This is a genomic window from Pseudomonas carassii (genome assembly GCF_036324045.1).
Taxonomy (GTDB): domain Bacteria; phylum Pseudomonadota; class Gammaproteobacteria; order Pseudomonadales; family Pseudomonadaceae; genus Aquipseudomonas; species Aquipseudomonas peradeniyensis.
The window spans coordinates 227612-247713 of the sequence record NZ_JAZDCT010000001.1 but is presented as its reverse complement, the minus strand read 5'-3'; the positions used below and the strand labels follow the sequence as shown (position 1 = coordinate 247713).

Annotated in this window: 16 protein-coding genes and 3 tRNA genes; all 19 read left to right on the top strand. The window is 63.9% G+C overall.

Annotated features, from left to right (window positions below):
* The first annotated feature begins 334 nt into the window (after positions 1-334).
* The 19 genes from acs to V0R62_RS01025 all read left to right on the top strand — a co-directional run bounded on the left by acs (position 335) and on the right by V0R62_RS01025 (position 20095).
* The gene (acs, locus tag V0R62_RS01115; RefSeq protein ID WP_330102369.1) at positions 335-2296 is read left to right on the top strand and encodes an acetate--CoA ligase; all 1962 of its coding nucleotides are present in this window, start codon (positions 335-337) and stop codon (positions 2294-2296) included.
* 549 nt (positions 2297-2845) lie between these two features.
* Positions 2846-3631 carry an ABC transporter substrate-binding protein gene (locus V0R62_RS01110; protein ID WP_330102368.1) on the top strand — a complete coding sequence of 262 codons (786 nt, stop codon included), beginning with the start codon at positions 2846-2848 and terminating at the stop codon, positions 3629-3631.
* A 91-nt stretch (positions 3632-3722) separates the two neighbouring features.
* Positions 3723-4412, top strand: coding sequence for an ABC transporter permease (locus V0R62_RS01105; RefSeq protein ID WP_028691070.1), 690 nt, complete (start codon positions 3723-3725; stop codon positions 4410-4412).
* Positions 4409-5107, top strand: coding sequence for an ABC transporter permease (locus V0R62_RS01100; protein ID WP_050706737.1), 699 nt, complete (start codon positions 4409-4411; stop codon positions 5105-5107). Before V0R62_RS01105 ends, V0R62_RS01100 begins: the two co-directional genes overlap by 4 nt.
* Before the next feature lie 22 nt (positions 5108-5129).
* The gene (locus tag V0R62_RS01095) at positions 5130-5894 is read left to right on the top strand and encodes an ABC transporter ATP-binding protein (protein ID WP_023630946.1); all 765 of its coding nucleotides are present in this window, start codon (positions 5130-5132) and stop codon (positions 5892-5894) included.
* Between the two features lie 103 nt (positions 5895-5997).
* Positions 5998-6978 (top strand): transcriptional regulator ArgR, encoded by a 981-nt coding sequence (gene argR / locus V0R62_RS01090; protein ID WP_186714503.1) that lies wholly within the window; start codon positions 5998-6000, stop codon positions 6976-6978.
* A gap of 339 nt (positions 6979-7317) precedes the next feature.
* Positions 7318-8538, top strand: a complete 1221-nt coding sequence (locus tag V0R62_RS01085; protein ID WP_330102367.1) for an aspartate aminotransferase family protein — start codon at positions 7318-7320, stop codon at positions 8536-8538.
* A 136-nt stretch (positions 8539-8674) separates the two neighbouring features.
* Positions 8675-9694: an arginine/ornithine succinyltransferase subunit alpha gene (gene aruF / locus V0R62_RS01080; protein ID WP_330102366.1), complete on the top strand. Its 1020-nt coding sequence runs from the start codon at positions 8675-8677 to the stop codon at positions 9692-9694.
* A 55-nt stretch (positions 9695-9749) separates the two neighbouring features.
* On the top strand, positions 9750-10778 hold the full coding sequence (gene astA / locus V0R62_RS01075; protein ID WP_050706733.1) for an arginine N-succinyltransferase: 1029 nt from the start codon (positions 9750-9752) through the stop codon (positions 10776-10778).
* Positions 10779-12242 carry a succinylglutamate-semialdehyde dehydrogenase gene (gene astD, locus V0R62_RS01070; RefSeq protein WP_330102365.1) on the top strand — a complete coding sequence of 488 codons (1464 nt, stop codon included), beginning with the start codon at positions 10779-10781 and terminating at the stop codon, positions 12240-12242. It begins immediately after the preceding gene.
* A gap of 23 nt (positions 12243-12265) precedes the next feature.
* Positions 12266-13615 carry an N-succinylarginine dihydrolase gene (astB, locus tag V0R62_RS01065; protein ID WP_186714500.1) on the top strand — a complete coding sequence of 450 codons (1350 nt, stop codon included), beginning with the start codon at positions 12266-12268 and terminating at the stop codon, positions 13613-13615.
* Between the two features lie 15 nt (positions 13616-13630).
* Positions 13631-13921, top strand: a complete 291-nt coding sequence (locus V0R62_RS01060) for a hypothetical protein (protein WP_011534960.1) — start codon at positions 13631-13633, stop codon at positions 13919-13921.
* Between the two features lie 10 nt (positions 13922-13931).
* Complete coding sequence (gene astE, locus V0R62_RS01055) at positions 13932-14939, top strand: succinylglutamate desuccinylase (RefSeq protein ID WP_330102364.1); 1008 nt, start codon at positions 13932-13934, stop codon at positions 14937-14939.
* 421 nt (positions 14940-15360) lie between these two features.
* On the top strand, positions 15361-17985 hold the full coding sequence (gene alaS, locus V0R62_RS01050; RefSeq protein WP_050706729.1) for an alanine--tRNA ligase: 2625 nt from the start codon (positions 15361-15363) through the stop codon (positions 17983-17985).
* A gap of 83 nt (positions 17986-18068) precedes the next feature.
* Entirely contained in the window at positions 18069-19304 is a 1236-nt protein-coding gene (locus V0R62_RS01045; RefSeq protein ID WP_330102363.1) for an aspartate kinase, read from the top strand.
* Between the two features lie 167 nt (positions 19305-19471).
* Entirely contained in the window at positions 19472-19660 is a 189-nt protein-coding gene (gene csrA / locus V0R62_RS01040; RefSeq protein ID WP_003254503.1) for a carbon storage regulator CsrA, read from the top strand.
* Positions 19661-19732: 72 nt separating this feature from the next.
* Positions 19733-19823: transfer RNA gene (locus V0R62_RS01035), tRNA-Ser, on the top strand.
* 48 nt (positions 19824-19871) lie between these two features.
* Positions 19872-19948: transfer RNA gene (locus V0R62_RS01030), tRNA-Arg, on the top strand.
* A 70-nt stretch (positions 19949-20018) separates the two neighbouring features.
* Positions 20019-20095, top strand: a tRNA-Arg gene (locus V0R62_RS01025).
* The last annotated feature ends 7 nt before the right edge of the window (positions 20096-20102 follow it).

The following is a 20102-nucleotide window of genomic DNA, read 5'->3' as shown; positions in this document are numbered from 1 at the left end:
CTATCGGGATGAGGTACGGATTAACGCTGCCTTCGTGGGGGCTGTTACCAAGTTAATCGCGTTGCCGTTGCTGGCGAGATGAATTTTAGGGAGGCGCCCACGGCTGAAACAGAGGGGGTTTTGATAAAGTCTTTTGACAGAATCTGTAACAATCCCCGTCGAAACCCTGTCTTTTTCTCTCGGCGATGGCTGCATGCCATGTTCTAGAGCGGTCGCGCCTGATCGGTGAGTCGACGGCCCGTCGCGTTACTACCAACGTCGAATGGTCTTGGCCGCTCTGGTACAGTTACAAACGGTTCCATACAAAAACAACTATTACACCGAGGTAACACAGATGAGTGCGGCTCCACTGTATCCCGTTCGTCCCGAGGTTGCGGCCAGTACCCTGACCGACGAGGCCACCTACAAGGCCATGTACCAGCAATCGGTGATCAACCCGGACGGCTTCTGGCGCGAGCAGGCCCAGCGTCTGGACTGGATCAAGCCTTTCACCAAGGTCAAGCAGACCTCGTTCGACGACCACCACGTCGACATCAAGTGGTTCGCCGACGGCACTCTGAACGTTTCCTACAACTGCCTGGACCGCCATCTTGCCGAGCGCGGCGACCAACTGGCGATCATCTGGGAAGGCGACGACCCTTCCGAACACCGCAACATCACCTACCGCGAGCTCCACGAGCAGGTCTGCAAGTTCGCCAACGCCCTGCGTGGCCAGGACGTGCACCGTGGCGACGTGGTGACCATCTACATGCCGATGATCCCCGAGGCCGTGGTCGCCATGCTGGCCTGCGCCCGCATCGGCGCGATCCACTCGGTGGTGTTCGGCGGCTTCTCGCCGGAAGCGCTGGCCGGACGCATCATCGACTGCAAGTCGAAAGTGGTGATCACCGCTGACGAAGGCCTGCGCGGTGGTCGTCGCACCCCGCTCAAGGCCAACGTCGACCTGGCGCTGACCAACCCTGAAACCAACAGCGTGCAGAAGATCATCGTGTGCAGGCGCACCGGTGGCGACATCGCCTGGCACCAGCATCGCGACATCTGGTACGAAGACCTGATGAAGGTCGCCTCCAGCCACTGCGCGCCGAAAGAGATGGGCGCCGAGGAGGCGCTGTTCATCCTCTATACCTCCGGCTCCACCGGTAAGCCCAAGGGCGTGCTGCACACCACTGGCGGTTACCTGGTGTATGCCGCGCTGACCCACGAGCGCGTGTTCGACTACCGTCCGGGCGAGGTCTACTGGTGCACCGCCGACGTGGGCTGGGTCACCGGCCACAGCTACATCGTCTACGGCCCGCTGGCCAACGGCGCCACCACGCTGCTGTTCGAAGGCGTGCCGAACTACCCGGACATCACCCGGGTGTCGAAGATCGTCGACAAGCACAAGGTCAATATCCTCTACACCGCGCCAACCGCCATTCGCGCCATGATGGCCGAAGGCGAGGCGGCGGTGGCCGGTGCCGATGGCTCCAGCCTGCGCCTGCTGGGCTCGGTGGGCGAGCCGATCAACCCCGAAGCCTGGAACTGGTACTACAAGACCGTCGGCAAGGAGCGTTGCCCGATCGTCGATACCTGGTGGCAGACCGAGACCGGTGGTGTGCTGATCAGCCCGCTTCCAGGCGCCACCGCGCTGAAGCCGGGCTCGGCGACCCGTCCGTTCTTCGGCGTGGTACCTGCGCTGGTGGACAACCTGGGCAACCTGATCGAAGGCGCCGCCGAGGGCAACCTGGTGATCCTCGACTCCTGGCCGGGCCAGTCGCGTTCGCTGTACGGCGACCACGACCGTTTCGTCGACACCTACTTCAAGACCTTCCGCGGCATGTACTTCACCGGTGACGGTGCCCGCCGCGACGAAGACGGCTACTACTGGATCACCGGTCGCGTCGATGATGTGCTCAACGTTTCCGGGCACCGCATGGGCACTGCCGAGATCGAGAGTGCGATGGTGGCGCATCCGAAGGTCGCCGAGGCGGCGGTGGTGGGCGTGCCGCACGACATCAAGGGGCAGGGTATCTACGTCTATGTCACCCTCAATGCCGGTGAGGAGTCGAACGAGCAGCTGCGTCTGGAACTGAAGAACTGGGTGCGCAAGGAAATCGGCCCGATCGCTTCGCCGGATGTCATCCAGTGGGCGCCGGGGCTGCCGAAGACCCGCTCGGGCAAGATCATGCGCCGCATCCTGCGCAAGATCGCCACCGGCGAGTACGACGCGCTGGGTGATATCTCCACCCTGGCCGATCCGGGGGTGGTGCAGCACCTGATCGACACCCACAAGGCGATGAGCCTGGCCACCGCCTGAGTCGACGTGTCGCGGCAAGCCAACTCCTGAAGGTCGTGGGAGCGGGCTTGCCCCGCGATGAGGCCATCAGTAAAAGCCCCGCCCACACCCGGCGGGGTTTTTGCTTTACTGATACAGACTGTTACTCCGACATTCATCGGTAACCCTGGCTGTCACCGATTTCGCCCAAATGCGGGGCTTGTGGAAACATTCATGTGCCATTTGAGTGCATTCCTGTGGGCATTTTGTGCGGGGTCGCACGCTGCGCTTGCCGGAATACAAGGCTTTGCCAATAATGGGCCCGCTTATTGCTTTGGGTATAGGTTATTTCTCTTTTGCTCTTGCATATCTCGCAGGAGCTGTCAATATCGCCCGCCGCGGTTCCTGGCGCTTCTGTAATTAGTTGTCGCTTTGAAGAAATATCGACCACCGGGCTGTCGCTAGAATGCCACTCACTCGCTCGTGGTCTGCGACCTTGGTCGAAACCTGCGCGGCTCGCGCTGTACCCATTCGCATATCGGGCAGCCGTTACAACTGCCTTGTATTGCCCCGTACCGATGGAGTTACCTGATGAAGAAGCTCGCACTGCTTGGCGCCCTGGCGCTTTCCGTGTTTTCCCTGGTATCGCAGGCCGATGAGAAGCCGTTGAAGATCGGTATCGAGGCCGCCTACCCACCCTTCGCCTTCAAGCAGCCTGATGGCAGCCTCGCCGGCTTCGACTACGACATCGGCAACGCCCTGTGCGAAGAGATGAAAGCCAAGTGCACCTGGATCGAGCAGGAGTTCGACGGCCTGATCCCGGCGCTGAAAGTGCGCAAGATCGACGCCATCCTGTCGTCCATGTCGATCACCGACGATCGCAAGAAGTCGGTCGACTTCACCAAGCGCTACTACCTGACCCCGGCGCGCCTGGTCATGAAGGAAGGCACCACCGTCAGTGACAGCCTGGTTGAGCTCAAGGGCAAGAAGATCGGCGTGCAGCGCGGCTCGATCCATGATCGCTTCGCCAAGGAAGTCCTGGCCTCGCAAGGCGCCACCGTCGTGCCTTACGGCACCCAGAACGAAATCTACCTGGACGTCGCCGCCGGTCGCCTGGACGGTACCGTGGCCGACGCCACCCTGCTCGAAGACGGTTTCCTGAAAACCGACGCCGGCAAGGGCTTTGCCTTCGTAGGCCCGGCGTTCACCGATTCCAAGTACTTCGGTGACGGTATCGGTATCGCCCTGCGCAAGGGTGACAAGGCCAACGCCGACCGCATCAACGCGGCCATCGACGCGATCCGTGCCAACGGCAAATACAAAGAGATCGAGAAGAAGTACTTCAACTTCGATATCTACGGTCCAGACTCGAAGTAAGCCATCGAGTTTCACCTGTGCAATGGTGCAAACAGCAGAATCTCTGAGGTTTGCACCATTTTTCATTCCCAAGCCCTGAGGAATTCGAATCATGTTGAAAGGCTATGGGGCAGTCATCCTCGACGGAGCGTGGCTGACGCTGCAGCTCGCCCTGTCGTCGATGGCCCTGGCCATCGTCCTCGGCCTGATCGGCGTGGCGCTGCGCTTGTCGCCGGTGCGCTGGCTGGCCTGGCTGGGGGACCTGTATTCCACGGTGATCCGTGGCATCCCTGACCTGGTCCTGATCCTGCTGATCTTCTACGGCGGCCAGGACATCATCAACCGGGTGGCGCCGCTGCTCGGCTATGACGACTACATCGACCTGAACCCGCTGGTCGCCGGCATCGGCACCCTGGGCTTCATCTTCGGTGCCTACCTCTCGGAAACCTTCCGCGGCGCTTTCCTGGGCATTCCCAAGGGGCAGGCCGAGGCGGGCGCGGCCTATGGCATGAGTGGTGTCCAGGTATTCTTCCGGATCATGGTGCCGCAGATGATCCGCCTGGCGATCCCGGGCTTCACCAACAACTGGCTGGTGCTGACCAAGGCGACCGCGCTGATTTCGGTGGTCGGCCTGCAGGACATGATGTTCAAGGCCAAGCAGGCGGCCGACGCCACCCGCGAACCCTTCACCTTCTTCCTCGCGGTGGCGGCGTTGTACCTGGTGCTGACCAGTGTCTCGCTGCTGGCGCTGAAGTATCTCGAGAAGCGCTACTCGGTGGGCGTCAAGGCGGCTGAACTATGATCTTCGACTACAACGTCATCTGGGAGGCTATGCCGCTTTATCTGGGCGGCCTGCTGACCACCCTCAAGCTGCTGGCGCTGTCGCTGCTGTTCGGCCTGCTGGCGGCTGTTCCGCTGGGCCTGATGCGGGTCTCCAAGCAGCCGCTGGTGAACATGAGCGCCTGGCTGTACACCTACGTGATCCGCGGCACGCCGATGCTGGTGCAGCTGTTCCTGATCTACTACGGCCTGGCCCAGTTCGAGGCGGTGCGCGAGAGCTTCCTGTGGCCGTGGCTGTCCAGCGCGACCTTCTGCGCCTGCCTGGCTTTTGCCATCAACACCAGCGCCTACACCGCCGAGATCATCGCCGGCAGCCTCAAGGCCACGCCTCACGGCGAGATCGAGGCGGCCAAGGCCATCGGCATGTCGCGCATGAAGATGTACCGCCGCATCCTCTTGCCGTCGGCCCTGCGCCGGGCGCTGCCGCAGTACAGCAATGAAGTGATCATGATGCTGCAGACCACCAGCCTGGCGTCGATCGTCACCCTGATCGACATCACCGGTGCCGCGCGCACGGTCAACGCCCAGTACTACCTGCCTTTCGAGGCCTACATCACGGCGGGCGTGTTCTACCTGTGCCTGACCTTCATCCTCGTGCGCCTGTTCAAGATGGCCGAACGCCGCTGGCTCGGCTACCTGGCGCCGCGCAAGCACTGACCGCTCTGTGAGATCCGACAGCATGTACAAACTCCAAATCCAAGACCTGCACAAGCGCTACGGCAGCCATGAGGTGCTCAAGGGCGTCTCCCTCGAAGCCAAGGCAGGCGACGTGATCAGCATCATCGGCTCCAGCGGCTCGGGCAAATCGACCTTCCTGCGCTGCATCAACCTGCTGGAGCAGCCGCACGCGGGCAAGATCCTGCTCAACAACGAAGAGCTCAAGCTGGTGGCCGGCAAGGACGGCGCGCTCAAGGCTGCCGACCCGAAACAGCTGCAGCGTATGCGCTCGCGGCTGTCGATGGTGTTCCAGCATTTCAACCTGTGGTCGCACATGACCGCGCTTGAGAACGTCATCGAGGCGCCGGTGCACGTGCTGGGCGTGAACAAGAAGGAAGCGCTGGAGAAGGCCGAGCACTACCTGGCCAAGGTCGGTGTCTCCCACCGCAAGGATGCCTTCCCCGGCCACATGTCCGGCGGCGAGCAGCAGCGCGTGGCCATTGCCCGCGCCCTGGCCATGGAGCCGGAGGTGATGCTGTTCGACGAGCCGACCTCGGCGCTGGATCCGGAGCTGGTGGGTGATGTGCTCAAGGTCATGCAGTCGCTGGCCCAGGAAGGTCGCACCATGGTCGTGGTCACCCACGAGATGGGCTTTGCCCGCGAAGTGTCCAACCAGCTGGTGTTCCTGCACAAGGGGTTGGTGGAGGAGCGCGGCTGCCCGCGCGAGGTGCTGGTCAATCCGCAGTCCGAGCGCCTCAAGCAGTTCCTTTCCGGCAGCCTGAAGTAATCGCTGCACATTTGCACCATAATGGGGCATGCTGCGCCATCCGCGCGGCATGCCCTGGCGCCACAAGCGCGAACCCTTCCTCCCAGGTTTCGGACCACGCCCTATGACCACCCAGCGAATCGGATTTCTCATCTGGCCAAGCACCAAGCCGCTGACCCTGGCGTTGGCTGAAGAGGTGCTGCAGGTGGCCCAGCGGGTGCATCCGGACGTGGTCTACGAGCTGGCCTACCTGCAGGCCGAAGCCGTTCAGGAGGGCGCCTGGCGCCTGCCGGGCGAGGCCTGGAACGGTCGTCTGGAGGGTTGCCACAAGCTGTTCCTGCTGGCCGACGAGCCGCCGGCGGCGATCGGATCGTCGCTGTCCGCCGCGCTCAAGCAGCTGGCGCGCAGCGGCTGCATGATCGGTGGCCTGTCCGCCGGTGTGTACCCGTTGGCGGCGCTGGGCCTGCTCGATGGCTACCGCGCCGCGGTGCACTGGCGTTGGCAGGACGATTTCGCCGAGCGCCACCCCAAGGTGATCGCCACCAGCCACCTGTTCGACTGGGACCGTGATCGCCTGACCGCCTGCGGCGGCATGGCGGTGACCGACCTGCTGCTGGCGGTGCTGGCGCGCGATCATGGCGCGGAGCTGGCGGGCGCGGTGTCGGAAGAACTGGTGGTCGAGCGTATCCGTGAAGGGGGCGAGCGCCAGCGCATTCCGCTGCAGAATCGCCTGGGCTCCAGCCACCCCAAGCTCACCCAGGCGGTGCTGCTGATGGAGGCCAATATCGAGGAGCCGCTGACCACCGACGAGATCGCTCAGCATGTGTGCGTGTCCCGTCGCCAGCTGGAGCGAATCTTCAAGCAGTACCTCAATCGGGTGCCCAGCCAGTATTACCTGGAGCTGCGCCTGAACAAGGCACGGCAGATGCTGATGCAGACCAGCAAGTCGATCATCCAGATTGGACTGTCCTGCGGATTCTCCTCGGGGCCGCATTTCTCCAGTGCGTACCGCAACTTCTTTGGCGCCACGCCGCGTGAAGATCGTAACCAGCGGCGCAGCAGCAGCCCGTTCGAGCTGAGTTCGGCGCCGGCCGAGCGGGGCTGACGGCGTACACTGATCCTTTGTAGGAGCGGCCTTGTGCCGCGAAAGGGTCGCAAAGCGGCCCCGCGATTTCGGCGGTGCTGCTGAAACTGCCGGGGCTGCTCTGCAGCCCTTTCGCGGCACAAGGCCGCTCCTACAATGAACAACCGTTCACCCAGTCTTGCTCTGCCGTTACACTGCGCGATTGCGACACTGTTTGTCGCATTGCCGAAAACCGCGTGAAAACACGGTTTGGCGCTGTAACAAGTTGTCGCCTGGCAGCAAGGACAGGCGCCGATCAGTCCTTACAATCCCCTCATCGCTCGCCACTTCCAGGCCAGCGTTCCTCTTCAGGAGACTCAGATGTCCGTTGAGCAAGCCCCGGTGCAACGTGCCGATTTCGACCAGGTCATGGTTCCCAACTACTCCCCGGCGGCCTTCATTCCTGTACGAGGCGAGGGTTCCCGAGTCTGGGACCAGACCGGTCGCGAGCTGATCGACTTCGCCGGCGGCATCGCCGTGAACGCCCTGGGCCACTGCCACCCGGCGCTGGTCAAGGCGCTCACCGAGCAGGCCAACACCCTCTGGCACGTCTCCAACGTGTTCACCAACGAGCCGGCCCTGCGCCTGGCGCACAAGCTGGTGGACGCGACCTTCGCCGAGCGCGCGTTCTTCTGCAACTCCGGCGCCGAGTCCAACGAGGCCGCCTTCAAGCTGGCCCGTCGCGTCGCCCACGACCGCTTCGGTCCGGAGAAGCACGAGATCATCGCCACCGTGAACAGCTTCCACGGTCGCACCCTGTTCACCGTCAGTGTCGGTGGCCAGCCCAAGTACTCCGACGGCTTCGGGCCGAAGATCACCGGCATCAGCCATGTGCCGTACAACGACCTGGAAGCACTGAAGGCGCAGATTTCCGACAAGACCTGCGCCGTGGTCATCGAGCCGATCCAGGGCGAGAGCGGCGTGGTCCCGGCCGACAAGGCCTATCTGGAAGGCGCGCGCAAACTGTGCGACGAGCACAACGCCCTGCTGATCTTCGACGAAGTGCAGACCGGCGTCGGCCGTACCGGCTCGTTGTACGCCTACCAGCACTACGGCGTGACCCCGGACATCCTGACCAGCGCCAAGAGCCTGGGCGGCGGCTTCCCGATCGGCGCCATGCTGACCACCAGCGACATTGCCAAGCACCTGGCTGTCGGTACCCACGGCACCACCTACGGTGGCAACCCGTTGGGCTGCGCCGTGGCCTGCGCCGTGCTGGACGTGATCAACACACCTGAAACCCTGGCTGGCATCAAGGCCAAGCATGAGCGTTTCAAGAGCCGCCTGGAGAAGATCGGCCAGGAAACCGGCCTGTTCACCCAGGTGCGCGGCGTCGGCCTGCTGATCGGCTGCGTGCTGAGCGAGGCCTGGAAAGGCAAGGCCAAGGACATCCTCAATGCCGCCGAGAAAGAAGGCGTGATGGTCCTGCAGGCAGGTCCCGACGTGGTGCGCTTCGCCCCGAGCCTGGTGGTCGAGGATGCCGACATCGACGAAGGCCTGGATCGTTTCGAACGCGCCGTGGCAAACCTGACCAAGGGCTGATCGCCCTTCGCCGGCCCCGAAAAGGGGCCGGCGGTACCCGAATTCCAGTGCGGGCACCTGCTTGCAGGTGGTGGCGCGTGCCCGCCGTTTTTACGTGCCGATGTGATCGGCCCGCTTTCCCGAAAGGAGTGACACCATGCTGGTGATGCGCCCCGCGCAAATGGCTGATCTGAACGAAGTGCAGCGCATGGCTGCCGACAGCCCCATTGGTGTCACCTCGCTGCCGGATGACGCCGGCCGCCTGGGCGACAAGATCGCCGCCTCGGAAACCTCCTTCGCCGCCGAGGTCAGCTTCAATGGCGAGGAGAGCTACTTCTTTGTGCTCGAGGACAGCACCACCGGCAAGCTGGTCGGCTGCTCGGCCATCGTCGCCTCGGCCGGCTACTCCGAGCCGTTCTACAGCTTTCGCAACGAGACCTTCGTGCACGCCTCCCGCGAGCTGAAGATCCACAACAAGATCCACGTCCTGTCGCTGTGCCACGACCTTACCGGCAACAGCCTGCTGACCAGCTTCTACGTGGTGCCGGAACTGGTGAGCAGCGCCTTCGCCGAGCTCAACTCGCGCGGGCGCCTGCTGTTCATGGCCGCGCACCCCGAGCGCTTCGCCGACTCGGTGGTGACCGAGATCGTCGGCTACAGCGACGAGCAGGGCGAGTCGCCGTTCTGGGACGCCATCGGCCGCAACTTCTTCGACCTCAACTACGCCGACGCCGAACGCCTGTGCGGCCTGAAGAGCCGCACCTTCCTCGCCGAACTGATGCCGCACTACCCGATCTACGTGCCGCTGTTGGCCGACGAGGCGCAGGAGGCCATGGGCCAGGTGCACCCGCGGGCGCAGATCACCTTCGACATCCTCATGCGCGAAGGCTTCGAGACCGAGCACTACATCGACATCTTCGACGGCGGCCCAACTTTGCATGCCCGTGCCTCGGGCATCCGCTCCATCGCCCAGAGCCGGGTGGTGCCGGTCAAGCTTGACGAGACGCCGGTCAAGGGCGGCCGTCCGTACCTGGTGTGCAACGGCCAGTTGCAGGATTACCGCGCCGTGCTGCTGGAGCTGGACTGGGTGCCGGGCAAGCCGGTCAGCCTGAGCGGCGAAGCCGCCGAGGCCCTGGGTGTCGGCGAAGGCGCCAGCGTGCGCCTGGTCGCGGTCTGAACCGCCGGAACAGAGAGTTTCGCGGCAGGCACAGACCGCCGCACAAGGAGATAGCATGATCGTTCGTCCTGTACGCAGCAGCGATTTACCCGCGCTGATCGAATTGGCCCGCAGCACCGGCACCACCGGGCTGACCACGCTGCCCGCCAACGAGGAGCGCCTCGGCCAGCGCGTCGGCTGGGCCGAGAAGAGCTTTCGCGGCGAAGCCGAGCGCGGCGACACCGACTACCTGTTCGTGCTGGAGAACGACGAAGGCCTGGTGGTCGGCATCAGCGCCATTGCCGGTGCCGTCGGCCTGCGCGAGCCCTGGTACAACTACCGGGTCGGCCTGACCGTCAGCGCCTCGCAGGAGCTGAACATCTACCGCGAGATCCCCACGCTGTTCCTGGCCAACGACCTGACCGGCAACTCTGAGCTGTGCTCGCTGTTCCTGCGCAGCGACTACCGCAGCGGCCTCAATGGCCGACTGCTGTCCAAGGCGCGGATGCTGTTCATTGCCGAGTTCCCGCAGCTGTTCGGCAACAAGATCATCGCCGAGATGCGCGGCATGTCCGACGAGGCAGGCCGTTCGCCCTTCTGGGAGAGCCTGGGCCGGCACTTCTTCAAGATGGAGTTCAGCCAGGCCGACTACCTCACCGGCGTGGGCAACAAGTCGTTCATCGCCGAGCTGATGCCCAAGTTCCCGCTGTACACCTGCTTCCTCTCGGAAGCGGCGCGCAATGTCATCGGCCGCGTGCACACCGACACGGAGCCGGCGCTGGCCATGCTCAAACGCGAAGGCTTCAACTACCAGGGCTACGTCGACATCTTCGACGCCGGTCCCGCCATCGAGTGCGAGACCTCGAAGATCCGCGCGGTGCGTGACAGCGAGACCCTGGTACTGGCCGTCGGCACTCCGGGTGACGACGCCACCCCTTACATCATTCACAACCGCAAGCGCGAAGACTGCCGCATCACCGCCGCACCGGCGCGCCTGGCGGCAGGCACCCTGGTGGTCGATCCGCAGACCGCCAAGCGCCTGCGCCTGGGCGCTGGCGACAATGTCCGCGCCGTGCCGCTGTCCGCCGGTCGGGAGGCCCAGTAAATGAACACGCATTACATCGCCGGCCACTGGCTGGCCGGCCAGGGTGAAGCCCTGCAGTCGCTCAATCCCGTCACCCAGGCGGTGATCTGGCAGGGGCAGGGCGCTGACGCCGCCCAGGTCGAAGCCGCCGTGCAGGCCGCCCGCCAGGCGTTCCCGGCCTGGGCATCGCTGAGCCTGGAAGCGCGTATCAGCGTGCTGGAGGCCTTCGCCGACAAGCTCAAGGCCAATGCCGAGGCGCTGTCGCGCTGCATCGGCGAAGAAACCGGCAAGCCCCTGTGGGAGTCGGCCACCGAAGTGACCAGCATGGTCAACAAGGTCGCCATCTCGGTGCAGAGCTACCGCGAGCGTACCGGCGAAAAGAGCGGCCCGCTGGCCGACGCCACCGCCGTGCTGCGCCACAAGCCCCATGGCGTGGTGGCGGTATTCGGCCCGTACAACTTCCCTGGCCACCTGCCTAACGGCCACATCGTTCCGGCGCTGCTGGCCGGCAACTGCGTGGTGTTCAAGCCCAGCGAGCTGACCCCCAAGGTCGCCGAGCTGACGGTGCAGTGCTGGATCGAGGCCGGCTTGCCGGCCGGCGTGCTCAACCTGGTCCAGGGCGCTCGCGAAACCGGCGTGGCACTGGCTGCCAACCCGGGTATCGACGGTTTGTTCTTCACCGGTTCCAGCCGCACCGGCAACCTGCTGCACCAGCAGTTCGCCGGCCGCCCGGACAAGATCCTCGCCCTGGAGATGGGCGGCAACAACCCGCTCGTGGTTGACGAGGTCAAGGACCTGGACGCCGCGGTGTACACCATCATCCAGTCGGCTTTCATTTCCGCCGGCCAGCGCTGCACCTGCGCCCGCCGCTTGCTGGTGCCGCAGGGGGCCTGGGGTGACGCGCTGATCCAGCGCCTGGTCGAGGTGAGCCGCGGCATCAGTGTCGGTGCTTTCGATCAGCAACCCGCGCCGTTCATGGGCTCGGTGATTTCGCTGCAGGCGGCCCGCGCGCTGCTGGCTGCCCAGGACGAACTGCTCGGCAAGGGCGCCGTGGCGCTGCTGGAGATGACCCAGCCGCAGGCCGACGCTGCCTTGCTCACGCCGGGCATCATCGATGTCAGCGCCGTGGCCGAGCGCCCGGACGAAGAGTTCTTCGGCCCGCTGCTGCAGGTGATCCGCTACGCCGACTTCGACGCGGCGATCGAGGAGGCCAACAACACCCAGTACGGCCTGGCCGCCGGCCTGCTGTCGGACTCCAACGCCCGCTACCAGCATTTCTGGCTGCGCAGCCGCGCCGGCATCGTCAACTGGAACAAGCAGCTGACCGGTGCCGCCAGCAGCGCGCCGTTCGGTGGCGTCGGCGCCAGCGGCAACCACCGCGCCAGCGCCTACTATGCGGCGGACTACTGCGCCTACCCCGTGGCTTCGCTGGAGACCGCGAGCCTTGCACTGCCGGCGACCCTGACGCCGGGCGTCACCCTATAACAACAGGTCTCGGAGCCTTGCCGATGAAATCCTTTGAAGTGAATTTTGATGGCCTGGTGGGGCCGACCCACAACTACGGCGGCTTGTCCTACGGCAACGTGGCCTCGCAGAGCAACAGCCAGCAGGGTTCCAACCCGCGCGAGGCGGCGCGTCAGGGCCTGGCGAAGATGAAGGCGTTGACGGAGATGGGCTTCAAACAGGGCGTGCTGGCCCCGCAGGAGCGCCCGGACGTGGCGGCCTTGCGCCGCCTGGGCTTCACCGGCAGCGACGGCGAAGTGATCCAGCGCGCCGCGAAGGAAGCCATGCCGCTGCTGGTCGCCAGCTGCTCGGCTTCCAGCATGTGGGTGGCCAACGCCGCCACCGTCAGCCCCAGCGCTGACACTGCCGATGGCCGCGTGCACTTCACCGCCGCCAACCTCAACTGCAAGTACCACCGCAGCATCGAGCACCCGACCACCAGCCGCGTGCTGGGCGCCATGTTCAGCGATGACAAGGTCTTCGCCCACCATGAGGCGCTGCCGGCGGTTGCCCAGTTCGGTGACGAGGGCGCGGCCAACCACACCCGCTTCTGCCGCGCCTATGGCGAGGCCGGCGTCGAGTTCTTCGTCTATGGCCGCAGCGCCTTCGACAGCCGCTATCCCGCGCCGCAGAAGTATCCGGCGCGCCAGACCCTGGAAGCCTCCCAGGCCGTCGCTCGCCTGCACGGGCTGAGCGATGATGGCGTGGTCTACGCTCAACAGAATCCGGCGGTGATCGACCAGGGCGTGTTCCACAACGACGTGATCTCGGTGGGTAACGGCGAGGTGCTGTTCTACCACGAGGACGCGTTCCTCGAGACCGACACGGTGCTCGGCCAGCTGCAGGCTAAACTGGCCAGCAAGGGTGGCAACTTCCAGGGTATCTGCGTGCCGCGTGCGGCGGTGACGGTGGAGGACGCGGTGCGTTCCTACCTGTTCAACAGCCAACTGCTCAGCCGCGAGGACGGTTCGATGCTGCTGGTGGTACCGGAGGAGTGCCGCCACAACGAGCGCGTCTGGGCCTACCTGAACCAGCTGACCGGCCAGGGCGGCCCGGTCAAGGAGGTCAAGGTGTTCGACCTCAAGCAGAGCATGCAGAACGGTGGCGGCCCGGCTTGCCTGCGTCTGCGCGTGGCCTTGAAGGAAAACGAACTGGCGGCGGTCAATCCAGGCGTTATCATGACCGCCTCGCTGTACGACACCCTGGTGCAGTGGGTCGACAAGCACTACCGCGATCGCCTCGGCGAAGCGGACCTGGCCGACCCGCAGCTGCTGGTGGAATGCCGCACGGCCCTGGATGAGCTGACCCAGATCCTCAAGCTGGGTTCGGTGTATCCGTTCCAACGCCAACCTTGATAGAGAGAAATTGCAATGTCCGACGCCCTGCGCCTGATCCTGGAAGATGAAGACGGCACCCAGCTGGAAACCTCCTGCACCCGTTTTGCCGTGGTCTGGCAAGGCAAGGAAGTGTGGATCCAGCAGGACGGCCGCGGCCAGCTGCTGATCGGCGTCGATGTCGAGGAAGACGACACCGAGTACGCCAACCTGCTGCTGCGCCCGATGGCCACCAACCTGGTCAGTCTGCAACTGGAGATGGAACCGGCCGATGTCGCCGGTGACGACGACCACGTCCACGGCCCGGACTGCGGCCACCACCACTAAGGAAGCGCCTATGCTCGCCCTCGGCAAACTGCTTGAGCTGACCCTGACCGATCACGAACCGGCCGAGAAGACCCAAGTGACCACCCGGGGCGTGCGTTTGCGCTGGCTGGGGGAGGGCGCACTGGAGGTGCGTCCGCCCGAAGGTGAGGATTGCGGGCTCGACCTGCTGTTGTCGGCCGGTATCCATGGCAACGAGACGGCGCCGATCGAGCTGCTTGAAAGGCTGCTGCACGGTGTTGCAAACGGCAAGATCAAGCCGCGTGCGCGGGTGCTGTTCCTGTTCGGCAACCCGGCGGCGATCCGCAAGGGCGAGCGCTTCATCGAGCAGGACATCAACCGCCTGTTCAATGGCCGCCACGAACTCTCCAGTGGCTTCGAGGCGCTGCGCGCCGCCGAGCTCGAACAGTTCGCCCGGGTGTTCTTCAGCAAGCCCGAGCGCACCCGCCTGCATTACGACCTGCATACCGCCATTCGCGGCTCCAAGATCGAGCAGTTCGCGCTGTATCCCTACAAGGAAGGGCGCCAGCATTCCCGTCGCGAGCTGGCCCGTCTGGCCGCGGCCGGCATGGAGGCGGTCCTGCTGCAGAGCAAGTCGTCGATCACCTTCAGTGCCTTCACCTACGAGCAGCTTGATGCCGAGGCATTTACCCTCGAACTGGGCAAGGCGCGGCCATTTGGGCAGAACGAAGGCGTCAATCTCGACAAGCTCGAAGAACGCCTCATCCAGATCATAGAAGGCACCGAGCCTGAGACCGGCGACTCGCTCGACGGCCTCAAGCTGTTCAGCGTCGCCCGCGAGATCATCAAGCACAGCGACAGCTTCCACCTGCACCTGCCGGCGGACATCGAGAATTTCTCCGAGCTCAGCAAGGGCTACCTGCTGGCCGAAGACCTGGCCGAGACGCGCTGGGTGGTGGAGGAGGAGGGCGCGCGGATCATCTTTCCCAACCCCAAGGTGAAGAACGGGCTGCGCGCCGGCATCCTCATTGTGCCTGACTCGGGCCAGCGGCTGGCTTAAGCCCGCGATCCCTGTAGGAGCGGCCTTGTGCCGCGAAAGGGCTGCGTAGCAGCCTCGGGGATCTCAGCTGCGAAACAGATATTGCTGGGGCCGCTTTGCGACCCTTTCGCGGCACAAGGCCGCTCCTACAGGAGTGCTGCGCGCTTGGCCGGTTTTGGATCCCTTCGGTGATGAAATTCTTTTAATTCACCAACCCGTTAATTTTCCCCGCCCCGGGACCGTAATTGGCTTGCCAGTAGCGAAACGCTGGCTTTAGCATCGCGGTCATGCCGTTTTCAATTGCTGTAGTCCGACAAACCGTCCATTCGACGGTTTCTATCGCATAAACACACTGCACCGAGACTGCAGGACCGATATAATGCGGCCCTTTGCCGTCGTTTCGTCGATTCGACGTGTGGCCGCCGTTTCCGTGGAAGAACCTATGAAAAGCGCAGAAATCCGTGAAGCCTTCCTCCGCTTCTTCGAAGAGCAGGGACATACTCGCGTTGCCTCCAGCTCCCTGATCCCGGGCAATGACCCGACCCTGCTGTTCACCAACGCCGGCATGAACCAGTTCAAGGACTGCTTCCTCGGCCAGGAAAAGCGCGCCTACACCCGCGCGGTGAGCAGCCAGAAGTGCGTACGCGCCGGCGGCAAGCACAACGACCTGGAAAACGTCGGCTACACCGCCCGTCACCACACCTTCTTCGAGATGCTGGGCAACTTCAGCTTCGGCGACTATTTCAAGCGCGATGCCATCACCTTCGCCTGGACCTTCCTGACTTCGGACAAGTGGCTGAACCTGCCGAAGGAAAAGCTGTGGGTCACCGTCTACGCCAGCGACGACGAAGCCTACGACATCTGGACCAAGGAAGTCGGCGTGCCGGCCGAGCGCATGGTGCGCATCGGTGACAACAAGGGCGCCCCGTACGCCTCCGACAACTTCTGGACCATGGGTGACACCGGCCCGTGCGGCCCGTGCACCGAGATCTTCTACGACCACGGCGCCGACATCTGGGGCGGCCCACCCGGCTCGCCGGAAGAAGACGGCGACCGCTACATCGAGATCTGGAACAACGTCTTCATGCAGTTCAACCGCACCGCTGACGGCGTCCTGCACCCGCTGCCGGCGCCGTCGGTGGACACCGGCATGGGCCTGGAGCGCATCAGTGCGGTGATGCAGCACGTGCACTCGAACTACGAGATCGACCTGTTCCAGAGCCTGCTGGCTGCTGCCGCCCAAGCCATCGGTTGCGCCAATGACGACCAGCCGTCGCTGAAAGTGGTTGCCGACCACATCCGTTCCTGCGGCTTCCTGATCGCCGACGGCGTGCTGCCGTCCAACGAAGGCCGTGGCTACGTGCTGCGCCGCATCATTCGTCGCGCCTGCCGCCACGGCAACAAGCTGGGCGCCAAGGGCAGCTTCTTCCACAAGATCGTCGCCGCGCTGGTGGCCGAGATGGGCGAAGCCTTCCCTGAGCTCAAGGGCCAGCAGGCGCACATCGAGCGCGTGCTCAAGACCGAGGAAGAGCAGTTCGCCAAGACCCTCGAGCAGGGCCTGCGCATCCTCGAGCAGGACCTCGCCCAACTGCAGGGCCAGGTCGTGCCGGGCGACGTGGTGTTCAAGCTGTACGACACCTACGGCTTCCCCATGGACCTGACCGCCGACATCGCCCGTGAGCGCGAGCTGACCATCGACGAAGCCGGCTTCGAGCGCGAGATGGAAGCCCAGCGCGAGCGTGCCCGTTCCGCCAGCGCCTTCGGCATGGACTACAACAGCCTGGTCAAGGTCGACACCGCCACCGACTTCCTCGGCTATGACGCCACCGAAGGCCAGGGCAAGGTCATCGCCCTGTACAAGGACGGCCAGTCGGTTGAGCAACTGGCAGAAGGCGAGGAGGGCGTTGTTGTCCTCGATCGCACCCCGTTCTACGCCGAGTCCGGTGGCCAGGTCGGTGACTCCGGCTACCTGCAGGCCGGCGCCGTGCGCTTCGACGTGCGTGACACCACCAAGACCGGCGGTGCCTTCCTGCATCACGGCGTGGTCGCCAGCGGCGCGCTGACCGTCGGCGCCACGGTTGACGCTCGCGTCGATGCCGAGGTACAGCACGCCACCTCGCTGAACCACTCCGCCACCCACCTGCTCCACGAAGCCCTGCGTCAGGTGCTGGGCGAGCACGTGCAGCAGAAGGGCTCGCTGGTCGACAGCCAGCGCCTGCGTTTCGACTTCAGCCACTTCGAGGCGGTCAAGCCTGAGCAGATCAAGGCCCTGGAAGACATCGTCAACCGCGAAGTGCGCCGCAACACCGAGGTACAGACCGAACTGACTGACATCGAGACCGCCAAGGCCAAGGGTGCAATGGCGCTGTTCGGTGAGAAGTATGGCGACACCGTGCGCGTGCTGAGCATGGGCGGTGACTTCTCCGTCGAGCTGTGCGGTGGCATCCACGCCAAGCGCACCGGCGACATCAGTCTGTTCAAGATCATCAGCGAAGGCGGCGTGGCCTCTGGCGTGCGCCGTATCGAAGCGATCACCGGCGCCGCCGCGCTGGCCTACCTGAACACTGCCGAAGAGCAGGTCAAGGAAGCCGCGCAGCTGGTCAAGGGCAATCGCGACAACCTGATCGACAAGCTGTCGGCTGTGCTCGAGCGCAACCGCCAGCTGGAAAAGCAGCTCGAGCAGCTGCAGGCCAAGGCCGCCAGCGCCGCCGGGGATGATCTCTCCAATGCGGCTGTTGAGGTCAAGGGTGCCAAGGTTCTCGCCGCCCGCCTGGATGGGCAGGACGGCAAGGCGCTGCTGGCGCTCGTCGATCAACTGAAGAACAAGCTCGGCCACGCAGTGATCCTGCTGGGCAGCGAGCATGAGGGCAAGGTCGTGCTGGTGGCTGGCGTGACCAAGGACCTCTCCAGCCAACTCAAGGCTGGCGACCTGATGAAACAAGCTGCTGCGGCGGTCGGTGGCAAGGGCGGCGGTCGTCCTGACATGGCCCAGGGCGGTGGCGTCGACGTCGCCGCACTGGACCAGGCGCTGGCCCTGGCCGTGCCGTTCGCCGAGCAGGGACTTTGAGATGGTGGGGGCGCCGGTCTAGTCGGCGTCCCCGCCATGTTGGATTGTTTTTTGGGGCCCTTGAGGGCTGAGGCACCTTTGAAATGGCGTTGATCGTACAGAAATTTGGCGGTACCTCTGTCGGTTCCATCGAGCGGATCGAGCAGGTTGCCGACAAGGTCAAGAAATTCCGCGAGCAAGGCACCGACCTGGTGGTTGTGCTGTCGGCGATGAGCGGTGAAACCAATCGCCTGATCGACCTGGCGAAGCAGATCACCGACAAGCCCGAACCCCGCGAGCTGGACGTGATCGTCTCGACCGGCGAGCAGGTCACCATCGCCTTGCTGTCCATGGCCCTGATGAAGCGCGGCGTGCCGGCGGTGTCCTACACCGGCAACCAGGTGCGCATCCTCACCGACAGCGCGCACAACAAGGCGCGCATCCTGCAGATCGATGACCAGAAGATCCGCGCCGACCTCAAGGCCGGCCGTGTCGTGGTGGTTGCCGGTTTCCAGGGCGTCGACGAGCACGGCAATATCACCACCCTCGGCCGTGGCGGCTCCGACACCACCGGCGTGGCCCTGGCGGCGGCGCTGAAGGCCGACGAGTGCCAGATCTACACCGATGTCGATGGCGTCTACACCACCGACCCGCGTGTCGTGCCCCAGGCACAGCGCCTGGAGAAGATCACCTTCGAAGAGATGCTGGAAATGGCCAGCCTCGGCTCCAAGGTGCTGCAGATCCGCTCGGTGGAGTTCGCCGGCAAGTACAACGTCCCGCTGCGCGTGCTGCACAGCTTCAAGGAGGGTCCGGGTACCCTCATTACCATCGATGAAGAGGAATCCATGGAACAGCCGATCATTTCCGGTATCGCCTTCAACCGTGATGAGGCCAAGCTGACCATTCGTGGCGTCCCGGACACCCCGGGCGTCGCCTTCAAGATCCTCGGCCCGATCAGTGCGGCCAACATCGAAGTCGACATGATCGTGCAGAACGTCTCGCACGATAACACCACCGACTTCACCTTCACCGTGCACCGCAACGAGTACGAGAAGGCGTTGAGCGTGCTGGAGAACACCGCCCGCGAAATCGGCGCGCGTGAAGTGATCGGCGACATCAAGATCGCCAAGGTGTCGATCGTCGGCGTCGGCATGCGCTCCCACGCGGGCGTTGCCAGCCGCATGTTCGAGGCCCTGGCCAAGGAGAGCATCAACATCCAGATGATCTCCACCTCCGAGATCAAGGTCTCGGTCGTGATCGAAGAGAAGTACCTGGAGCTGGCCGTACGCGCGCTGCACACCGCGTTCGAGCTTGACGCACCCGCCCGACAGGGTGAGTGACACGCTGCCTGGAGGGGCGCGGCTTGCCGCGCCCTTCGCGTTTCTGGCTGCAGCGGCTGTCCCTGTCCAGGCAGCCGTGGCGGTCGATCCGGGCCAGTGCCGTCGTCCCCGGCGAGGCCCTGCTTTCAAAGACTGTTGTCCCTGAAGATTCATGTGAGGAGAAAACTATGCTGATTCTGACTCGTCGGTGCGCCGAGAGCCTGATCATTGGTGACGGTGAGATCACCGTGACGGTCCTGGGTGTCAAAGGCAACCAGGTGCGTATTGGCGTTAGCGCGCCCAAGGAAGTGGCTGTTCACCGCGAGGAAATCTACCTGCGGATCAAGAAAGAGAAGGACGAGGAGCCAAGCCTTTAATTTTTTTGAAGTTTTTTTCAAAAAAAGGGTTGCAAACGAGGAAGGGTGTGTTTAATATTCGCCTCGTGTTGCGGTGAGGTGGCCGAGTGGCCGAAGGCGCTCCCCTGCTAAGGGAGTATACCTCATAAGGGTATCGGGGGTTCGAATCCCCCCTTCACCGCCATTATTTGCCTGGAGCGCTTCAAGCGATCCGAATGGCACAGCAAGACACGGACTCATAGCTCAGCTGGATAGAGTACTCGGCTACGAACCGAGCGGTCGGAGGTTCGAATCCTCCTGAGTCCGCCACTTTTGAAGTGGCTTTGCCTGCAAGGCTGCTTCAATTCACCAGTGGTAATCTGGTCTAAAACTACCCCACGGACTCATAGCTCAGCTGGATAGAGTACTCGGCTACGAACCGAGCGGTCGCAGGTTCGAATCCTGCTGAGTCCGCCACTTTTGA